8 protein-coding genes are annotated in these 8,806 nt (G+C 51.9%); 7 read left to right on the top strand and 1 reads right to left on the bottom strand.

The features are described 5' to 3' along the window. The 4 genes from rpmH to mnmE all read left to right on the top strand — a co-directional run bounded on the left by rpmH (position 1) and on the right by mnmE (position 3,812). Positions 1-135 (top strand): 50S ribosomal protein L34, encoded by a 135-nt coding sequence (gene rpmH / locus AS19_RS14060; RefSeq protein WP_011590025.1) that lies wholly within the window; start codon positions 1-3, stop codon positions 133-135. Between the two features lie 38 nt (positions 136-173). Beyond that, positions 174-539, top strand: a complete 366-nt coding sequence (gene rnpA, locus AS19_RS14055) for a ribonuclease P protein component (RefSeq protein WP_011590024.1) — start codon at positions 174-176, stop codon at positions 537-539. Between the two features lie 40 nt (positions 540-579). Continuing rightward, positions 580-2,328: a membrane protein insertase YidC gene (yidC, locus tag AS19_RS14050; RefSeq protein ID WP_046962251.1), complete on the top strand. Its 1,749-nt coding sequence runs from the start codon at positions 580-582 to the stop codon at positions 2,326-2,328. A gap of 113 nt (positions 2,329-2,441) precedes the next feature. After that, the gene (gene mnmE, locus AS19_RS14045) at positions 2,442-3,812 is read left to right on the top strand and encodes a tRNA uridine-5-carboxymethylaminomethyl(34) synthesis GTPase MnmE (protein WP_011590022.1); all 1,371 of its coding nucleotides are present in this window, start codon (positions 2,442-2,444) and stop codon (positions 3,810-3,812) included. A 150-nt stretch (positions 3,813-3,962) separates the two neighbouring features. On the opposite strand, the gene AS19_RS14040 is transcribed toward mnmE, so the two are convergent. Beyond that, positions 3,963-4,529 carry a carboxymuconolactone decarboxylase family protein gene (locus tag AS19_RS14040; protein ID WP_011590021.1) on the bottom strand — a complete coding sequence of 189 codons (567 nt, stop codon included), beginning with the start codon at positions 4,527-4,529 and terminating at the stop codon, positions 3,963-3,965. Positions 4,530-4,689: 160 nt separating this feature from the next. On the opposite strand from AS19_RS14040, the gene AS19_RS14035 reads away from it, so the two are divergent. From AS19_RS14035 to AS19_RS14025, 3 genes are all read left to right on the top strand, one after another. Continuing rightward, positions 4,690-5,298 carry a TetR/AcrR family transcriptional regulator gene (locus AS19_RS14035; RefSeq protein WP_011590020.1) on the top strand — a complete coding sequence of 203 codons (609 nt, stop codon included), beginning with the start codon at positions 4,690-4,692 and terminating at the stop codon, positions 5,296-5,298. Between the two features lie 115 nt (positions 5,299-5,413). Beyond that, the gene (locus tag AS19_RS14030) at positions 5,414-6,802 is read left to right on the top strand and encodes a lyase family protein (RefSeq protein ID WP_011590019.1); all 1,389 of its coding nucleotides are present in this window, start codon (positions 5,414-5,416) and stop codon (positions 6,800-6,802) included. Between the two features lie 227 nt (positions 6,803-7,029). After that, a complete protein-coding gene (locus AS19_RS14025; protein ID WP_035459718.1) occupies positions 7,030-8,661 on the top strand; it encodes a fatty acid--CoA ligase in 1,632 nt (543 codons plus the stop codon). The last annotated feature ends 145 nt before the right edge of the window (positions 8,662-8,806 follow it).

Raw genomic sequence — 8,806 nt, 5'->3', positions numbered from 1 at the left:
ATGAAACGCACATTCCAGCCAAGCGTACTTAAGCGCAAACGTGCTCACGGTTTTCGTGCTCGTATGGCCACAAAAAATGGCCGTAAAATCTTGGCCGCTCGTCGTGCCAAGGGCCGTAAACGGTTGGCTGCATAAGCCAACCGTTTCACCTTGCTTTCCTGGCTGAGGTAACAGTGCCAATCTCACAGGCCTTTACCCGCCAACATCGCCTGCTTACTGGGCCCCAATATCAAACCGTCTTTGACCAACCCGAGTGGAAGGTTGGTTTAGGTGGCTATTTGCTATTGGTAACCCGAAATTCCCAACCGCATCCTAGACTAGGTTTGGTAATAGGCCGAAAACGCGTCAAACGCGCCGTAGATCGTGCGAGAATCAAACGACGAGTACGCGAACAGTTCCGCTGCCGACAGCAGGAATTGGCCGGTTTGGACATTATTCTTCTGGTTCGTGGTCGGATTGAAAACCCGAATCCAAACCAAGTGACCCTCGATATTACTCGGCTATTTGACAAGCTGCTTGCTAAGTGCCGGCAAGCTTGAGAAACTGCGGCCCGTTTTTCATGCCACAGATAAGCCTCCTATGGAAATCCAGCGCGCCTTAGTTATTACCGGCATTGCCGTTGTTTCATACCTGATGATTCAGGCTTGGCAGCGAGATTACGCAAACACTGCAAGCCCTGTCCCTGTTGAACAGGTGGCAGAACAGGGAAACTCTTCATCCTCAGATAGTGCGGATTTGCCTTCGGTACAGTCGCAAACCGACAACAGCATTCCTTCGGCTCAGTCCGACAATGATCTGCCATCGGTTTCACCTGCAGATATTGCCCAAACCACACCCTCTTCTCAGCGTATTGAAGTCAATACGGATGTTCTTCGTGTGGAAATCAATCCTGTGGGGGGCGATATCGTTCGCCTGGCATTGCCCGATTATCCCAAGCATGTAGATACCCCTGATCAACCTTTTGTGTTGATGGATCAGAATAGCAATGGCACTTATGTGGCTCAGAGCGGGCTAGTAGGCAAGAATGGCACCGACTCCAGCAAAGGCCGCCCGCACTGGAATAGCGCCCAGCTAAGCTATCGACTTGCTGAAGGGGATAACGAACTTAACGTTGACCTGACACTTACTCAGGACAGCGGCGCAGAAATCATCAAACGTTATACTTTCGAGAAAGGCAGCTATCTGATTCGTGTTAGCCACATCGTGCGCAATAACGGCAGCACCCCTTGGACCGGCGCCTTGTACGGACAGATCAAGCGCGATGGGCGTGATGACCCGGGTCTCTCCAAAGCGGGGTTTGCCCCCATGCCTACCTACCTTGGAGCGGCGTACTGGAGTGCTGACAAGCCGTATAACAAGCTCACGTTTGACGACATGAGCGAAGACGACGTCAAGCTAGACCAGACCGTGGAAGGCGGCTGGCTGGCCATGGTGCAGCATTACTTTGTATCTGCCTGGATACCTGACGCCAAACAAAAGAACCATTACTCCAGCGTTTACCTGAAGTCTCGCGATCAGTACCTGCTGCGGTTTGTGTCGCCTAATACCACCATACAGCCGGGTGAAGAATCGGTGTTGTACTCCGAGTTCTATGCTGGGCCCAAGCAGCAAGATAACCTGGAAGCCATCAGTCCTGGGCTGAACATGACTGTGGACTATGGCTGGTTGTGGTTTATCTCCCAGCCTATCTTTGCCTTGTTGGTGTTCTTGCAAAGCGGAGAAGTGTCCGTATTCGGTATGGATATCGATATCGGTGGCGGTGTGGGTAACTGGGGTGTGGCGATCATCTTGTTGACCTTAATCATCAAGGCTATCTTCTTTAAGCTCAGCGCCACCAGCTATCGCTCCATGGCCAAAATGCGCAAGGTTGCGCCGGAAATGCAGCGCATCAAGGAGCAGAATAAGAACGATAAACAAAAGCAGCAGATGGAAACCATGAATCTGTTCAAGCGGGAAAAGATCAACCCGCTGGGCGGCTGTTTGCCAATGCTTGTGCAAATGCCCGTGTTTATCGCCCTATATTATGTGCTGCTGGAATCGGTGGAGCTGCGTCAGGCGCCGTTCTTCTTGTGGATTAATGACCTGTCTGTGATGGATCCGTACTTCGTACTGCCAATCCTGATGGGCGCCTCCATGTTCTTGCAAACCCGCCTAAACCCGACGCCGGCAGACCCGACTCAAGCGCAGGTGATGAAGTGGATGCCAATGATTTTTGCGGTGTTCATGCTCTGGTTCCCGGCTGGGTTGGTACTGTATTGGCTAACCAACAACATCTTGTCTATTGCTCAGCAGTGGATTATTACCCGTAATATTGAGAATAGTGCCTGACGCACGTCGTAGGACGTTGGCTGCAGAAAAGAGTAAAGCCGGTCTCACGACCGGCTTTACTCTTTTCTGGCTACGTCTAGCATCAAACGTCGAGTGCTTTCTATAATCAGCCTATGCTCACTTCGTCTCCAGATACCATTGTTGCCATTGCTACTGCTCCCGGGCGGGGCGGTGTCGGTGTGGTACGCCTTTCCGGCCCGCAGGCGCTAAGCATAGCGTCATCCATTGTTGGTGAGCGGTTACTTTCCCCACGGTTGGCGCATTTTTGTCGCTTTCGCAATCAGGATGGTGACGTTCTGGATGAAGGTTTGGTGATCAGCTTTCCCGCCCCTCACTCTTTTACCGGGGAAGATGTGGTCGAGTTGCAGGGGCACGGTGGCCCGGTAATTTTAGACATGTTGGTGGCCACATGTATTGAGGCGGGGGCTCGGCAGGCCCGTGCCGGTGAATTTTCCCAGCGGGCTTTCCTTAACGACAAGATGGATCTAACCCAGGCCGAAGCTATCGCCGATTTGATTGATGCGGGCACGGCTGCCTCCGCGAGGGCGGCGCTACATTCTTTACAAGGGGTTTTTTCTGCTGAAGTAAATCAACTGGTGGAAGCACTGATTGGCCTGCGCATCTATGTGGAGGCCGCCATCGATTTCCCGGAAGAAGAAATTGACTTCCTGTCTGATGGTAAGGTCGCTAGTGATCTTAGGGCGGTACGCAAGCAGTGCCTGCGGGTGCTCGGTGAAGCCAATCAAGGACGGTTGGTACGCGAAGGTATGACCTTGGTGATTGCTGGTAAACCGAACGCGGGAAAATCATCATTGATGAATGCTCTGGCCGGTTTTGATGCGGCTATCGTCACTGATATTGCCGGCACCACTCGGGATGTACTGCGTGAGTCCATTCAGTTGGATGGTATGCCCTTGAACCTGATTGATACCGCTGGGCTACGCGACAGTGCCGATGTGGTGGAACAGGAGGGTATCCGCCGCGCTTACGCTGAAATGCGTAAGGCTGATCGTTTGTTGGTCATGGTGGATTCCCGTGATCCGCTAGACGATATTCACAATCTCCACGATCTGTTGCCGCAAAGCCAACAGCAATTGGAAAATTTGGACTTACCGGTAACCGTAGTGCTCAATAAAGCCGATTTGTCAGGATTATCAACGGGTCCGCGTGCTGATGGGGCTTTTGTGATTTCCGCGGCCAATGGCGAGGGCTTGGATGCGTTGCGCGGCCATTTGAAGCAGGTTGCGGGTTATCAGGGGGAAGGCCAAAGCCGTTTTTCTGCCCGTCGTCGCCATATTACCGCTCTTGAGAAAGCGCTGATGGCATTGGAAAGTGGTGAGCAACAACTGCATGGTCAGGCTGCTGGAGAATTGTTAGCTGAAGACCTTCGTGCTGCTCAGAAGGCACTAGAAGAGATCACCGGAGTATTTACGGCGGATGATCTTTTAGGTCGTATTTTTTCATCATTTTGTATCGGTAAATAATCAAGCAACGTTACCCGCTAACCATAGCGACGCTTTTTCTTGGGAGTAACTATGGGCTTTTTAGGCTTGTTGCCATGAGAGGGACGCGAGTAGCGAGGGGAAATCTTTACCTGCCCCACGGTCAAGGGTGAAGCAGGTAAAGGCGTTGCATTAAGATGATGGCGTACTATCGGCATGCCATTCAAATTTTTTGAACGGCTTATCAACTGGAGTGTTGGCCAGGTGGTTAGTGTAATTGCTCATCACCTTCTGAGACACGCCGAGAATGATTTCCAGGATATGCCGTTTTTCATAGCCTGCGTCCAAGAAAGCCTGCACCGTTTTTTCATCCACCTCACCGCGATCACGGACCACCGATAAAGTGAAATCGCGCAAGGCTTCGAGTTTGTCGGTGGGCAACGGTGTTTTGTCGCGCAATGCATTGGTAATGCTATCGTCAACGTCCATGGATTTGGCAATGCCGGTATGGGCTGGGACGCAGTAATGGCAGGCGTGTTCTACATTGATAGTTTGCCATACCACCGTCACTTCTTCGTCAGTAAAGCTCGTTTCTAGAAAAAGAGCGTGCAGTTTCTGATACCCCTCTAACAATCCTGGCGCTTCCGCCATTACCGCATGCAGATTGGGAATCATACCAAAGCTTTTTTGCGATTCTTTCAGTAAGGTCAAGCTAGCTTCGGGGGCTGTTTCATCGGTGTGAAGAGTGAAATCGGTCATAATTGCTCCTTTGTATCGGTTAATTGAGCGGTTTTATATTTGAGCAACCACTCAATAACGGTGCCACCCTAACATAGTGATCATGACCTGCAATAGTATTTTGAGTGATCACTCAGCTATTGTTAGACTCTTTTATTATCTGTGTGAAGGGGGAGCATCTATGCCCAGAGTAGTGGCGTATGATCGACAAGATTGCCTGGAAAAGGCCATGACTCTGTTCTGGCAGAAAGGGTTTCATGGCACCACGCTCAAAGATATTGAGCACACGCTGAATATGCGCCCGGGTAGTATTTATGCCGCTTTTGGCAATAAAGAGTCGCTCTACAGCCAGGCGTTGGATCTGTATGCCGGAACTATAGGCAGAGGTTTTCTCGAAAAATTGAAAGAAAAGGGCACTCCTCTTGAGGGCTTGGCAGATTATGTACATGAACTAGGTAATCTGCGCGACATAAACCCGCCTTCTCGGGCATGTATGCTAGTAAAAGGTTTATTGGAAACCGGAGATGAAACGCCTGCACTGCAGAGAAAAATTGAAACGCGGTTGGCCGATATGGAACGTATTTTTCGGCAAGCTTTTACTGAGGCACATGAAGCAGGGCAAATTCGAGATCCGGATCTTTCTGCTCATCAGCCGGATCGTTTAGCACGAAGACTGCAGTGTGAAGTGATGGGGTTACGTGCATTTGCCCAACGATCCGGTGATCAGGAAGAGTTGAAGTTGTTAGCCGAGGATATTGCGCAGAGCCTGCTTTCCATGCAGGCGGAATAAGCTTTCAGCGGGTTGCCGAAACGGTATATGTGTTGATTGCACTTCTAATGAATCTGGCTTGTTGCCGTGCCATCATAAGACCGAACGAGTTTTTAATGTTGGCAGGAGGCAGACCATGTCCACGGATCACTCTGATACTCGCATCGAAACGGACTCCTTGGGAGAGATAGCGGTTCCAAGTAGAGCTCGCTGGGGGGCACAGACACAGCGGGCGGTGGATAACTTTCCTATTAGCGGCCGCACGCTTCCGCCACGGTTTATTCAGGCGGTGGTGCACATTAAGCGTTGTGCGGCTGAAGCAAACCGGGAGCTGGGAGAATTGCCTTCCAATAAAGCAGTGGCCATTGTTGGGGCCTGTAATGACTTGTTGGCGGGTCACCATGGCGATCAGTTTCCTGTTGATATCTTTCAAACGGGTTCCGGCACTAGCACCAATATGAACGTTAATGAGGTGATTGCTCATCTGTGCGAAGAAGCGGGGGCTTCGATTCATCCCAATGATGATGTGAATTTGGGACAGAGCAGTAACGACACTATTCCCACCGCCATCCATGTGTCTGCGGCGTTAGCCGTGACCGAACACCTGATTCCTGCGCTGGAGCAGCTGATCGTCGAGCTGGGACTGCGCGCTCGGGAGCATCGGGAGACGGTGAAAACCGGGCGCACCCACCTTATGGATGCTATGCCAGTGACGGTCGAGCAGGAACTGCAAACCTGGGCGATGCAGTTGCAGGATGCTTGCGGGCGTGTGGCCGGTGCGCGCGACGCCTTGTTGGCCGTACCCCAAGGGGGGACGGCCGTGGGGAGTGGCATCAACGCGCATCCAGCGTTCGGTGAGACCTTTGCCAGCAAGCTAGCAGATGAAACTGGCCTGGCATTTCGGGCCTTACCGCACCCCTTTGTAGCGCAGAGCGCGCTGGATGGTCCGTTGGCATTATCGGCAGCGCTGCGTGGTATTGCTGTGGTGTTGATGAAGATCAGTAACGATTTGCGCTGGATGAATTCCGGGCCTACTCATGGGCTTGGTGAGATTCAATTACCGGCTACTCAGCCGGGTTCGTCGATTATGCCTGGCAAAGTGAACCCGGTTATTTGTGAGTCTGCCACTATGGTGGCAACTCAGGTTATGGGTTTGGATCAGGCCAATGCTATTGCCGCCCAGAGCGGCAATTTCCAGCTCAATGTGATGTTACCGCTGGTGGCCAGTAACTTGTTGGATATGACAGAGTGGTTAGGCAATAGCTGCACTAATCTGGCTGAGCGAGCGATTAAAGGGATGACTTTCAATGAAGCTCGATTGGCTGAAGGGGTGGGTAAGAACCCTATTTTAGTCACGGCCCTGAACCCTGTGATTGGTTATGAAAAAGCAGCGAAAATTGCTAAAGAAGCGTTTGCTAGCGGCAGGCCGGTACTGGAGGTAGCCGAAGAACAGTCTGGTCTATCTAGGCAGAAATTAGAGCAGCTGCTGGATCCAAAGGACCTGACGCATCCTTTAAAAGGATGATTGCGTTTATCCCTGGGTACATTACTACTTGCAGAACATAATCATTGGAAGTGATTCCTTGAAGTGAGCGTTCGGCGGGGTGTCTACCTGGGTGGGATTTGGTAACCTAGCGGCCTGGCGGCGGATGGCCCAAGTTCGGATTTATGGCAGTACTGAGCGTCAGTCATACTAACGGGTAGGGGGGTCCTTCCCGTGAACGGCAGAATAACAAGGGAACGGAGCAAGTTATGAGTAGTCAAGTGAACATCACTCGCAGCGACTCTGCGGTGGAGTCATCCTTAGTCATCAACCATATTCTCGCAGCCGGAGTACTCAAGTCCCCGGATCAGACTATTACTTATGGTGATCGCACTTTAACCTATCGTGAATTAAATGAGCGAATACACCGTTTGGCGGGTGTGTTGGCAGCCCAAGGCGTCAAGCCCGGCGATACGGTGGCGGTGATGGAGTGGGATACTAACCGTTATCTAGAAGCATTTTTTGCCATCCCGATGATGGGTGCCGTGCTGCATACAGTGAATGTACGCCTAAGCCCGGAGCAGATTCTTTACACCATCAACCACGCCGAAGATGATGCGATCTTGGTTAACAGTGAATTTCTGTCGACCCTGGAAGAGATTAAAGACCGTATCGAAACGGTGAAAACCTACATCCTACTCGACGACAGTGGGGTGAAAGGGAGTGACAGCCTGCCGTTAGCGGGTGAATACGAAGAGCTGCTGGCCAAGGCGCCGGCTCAGTACGATTTCCCTGAGCTGGACGAAAACACCCGCGCCACCACTTTTTACACTACCGGCACCACGGGTCTGCCCAAGGGAGTGTATTTCTCCCACCGTCAGCTGGTGCTGCATACTTTTGCTGCTCGCAATACTATTGCCGGTGTCGGGCAAGGGCGCTTCAATGAAAATGACGTCTATATGCCGATCACGCCCATGTTCCATGTGCATGCATGGGGCATTCCGTACATGGCGACCTTGATGGGTGTAAAGCAGGTCTATCCGGGTCGCTATGAGCCGGCCACTTTGCTCCGGCTGCTGGCTACACACAAAGTCACTTTTTCACACTGTGTGCCCACGATCATCCAAATGTTATTGCAGTCGGAAGCGGCCGAGAGCGTCGATCTGAGCGGCTGGAAAGTCATTATTGGTGGTTCCGCCTTGCCCAAGGCGATGGCCACGAAAGCGCTTAAACGCGGCATCGATATCTACACCGGTTACGGTATGAGCGAAACTTGCCCGCTGTTGACCCTGGCTCTGTTGACCCCGGAACTGGAAAAGGCGGACCTGGAGACCCAGGTGGATTACCGCACCCGCACAGGCCGCCCGGTAGCCATGGTGCAGTTGCGTATTGTCGATGGAGAAATGAATGACGTGCCCCACGATGGTGAGAGCCAGGGTGAAGTGGTCGTGCGCGCCCCGTGGTTGACTCAGGGTTACCTGAAAGATCCGGCAAAATCTGAAGAGTTGTGGCACGGTGGTTGGTTGCATACCGGTGACGTAGCGGTGATGTCCGATGACGGTTGGTTGAAAATCGTCGACCGTATCAAGGATGTGATCAAGACGGGCGGTGAATGGGTGTCTTCCATCGACCTAGAAAGCCTAGTACTACAGCATCCCGGCGCAGGCGAGTGCGCGGTGGTTGGCGTGCCCGATGAAAAATGGGGCGAGCGCCCGGTGGCGCTGGTGGTAAAAAATGGTGAAGTCGATGAAGACAGCATCAAGGCACTGGTTGCTGATTATGCCGAGAAGGGTGTGATCAGCCGTTACGGGATTCCCGATCGAGTGATCTTCGTTGATGAGTTACCAAGAACATCCGTAGGTAAACTCGACAAGAAAAAGATGCGTGCCGAAATGGTTTAGCTAGACGCAATAGGCCAAGCGCTAAGATACAAAGCCCGCCATTTTGGTGGGCTTTTCTTTTTTATCGTAAAGCGTCGTTTTCTATGGATGGATGCATGGTCGTATTTAGCTCCTTCGTAGGGAACATCTTGAAAATCGTGCTTTC

The sequence above is a fragment of the Alcanivorax sp. NBRC 101098 genome (assembly GCF_001010505.1).
Classification (GTDB): domain Bacteria; phylum Pseudomonadota; class Gammaproteobacteria; order Pseudomonadales; family Alcanivoracaceae; genus Alcanivorax; species Alcanivorax borkumensis.
The sequence above is the reverse complement of the archived record's forward strand: the minus strand, read 5'-3'. Positions and strand labels throughout refer to the sequence as shown.

What these genes read in the sequence shown, in the direction of transcription:
- AS19_RS14025 (WP_035459718.1), top strand. Translation starts at nt 7,030, where the DNA reads ATGAGTAGTCAAGTGAACATCACTCGCAGCGACTCTGCGGTGGAGTCA.
- yidC (WP_046962251.1), top strand. Translation starts at nt 580, where the DNA reads ATGGAAATCCAGCGCGCCTTAGTTATTACCGGCATTGCCGTTGTTTCA.
- AS19_RS14040 (WP_011590021.1), bottom strand. Translation starts at nt 4,529, where the DNA reads ATGACCGATTTCACTCTTCACACCGATGAAACAGCCCCCGAAGCTAGC.
- rpmH (WP_011590025.1), top strand. Translation starts at nt 1, where the DNA reads ATGAAACGCACATTCCAGCCAAGCGTACTTAAGCGCAAACGTGCTCAC.
- AS19_RS14030 (WP_011590019.1), top strand. Translation starts at nt 5,414, where the DNA reads ATGTCCACGGATCACTCTGATACTCGCATCGAAACGGACTCCTTGGGA.
- mnmE (WP_011590022.1), top strand. Translation starts at nt 2,442, where the DNA reads ATGCTCACTTCGTCTCCAGATACCATTGTTGCCATTGCTACTGCTCCC.
- AS19_RS14035 (WP_011590020.1), top strand. Translation starts at nt 4,690, where the DNA reads ATGCCCAGAGTAGTGGCGTATGATCGACAAGATTGCCTGGAAAAGGCC.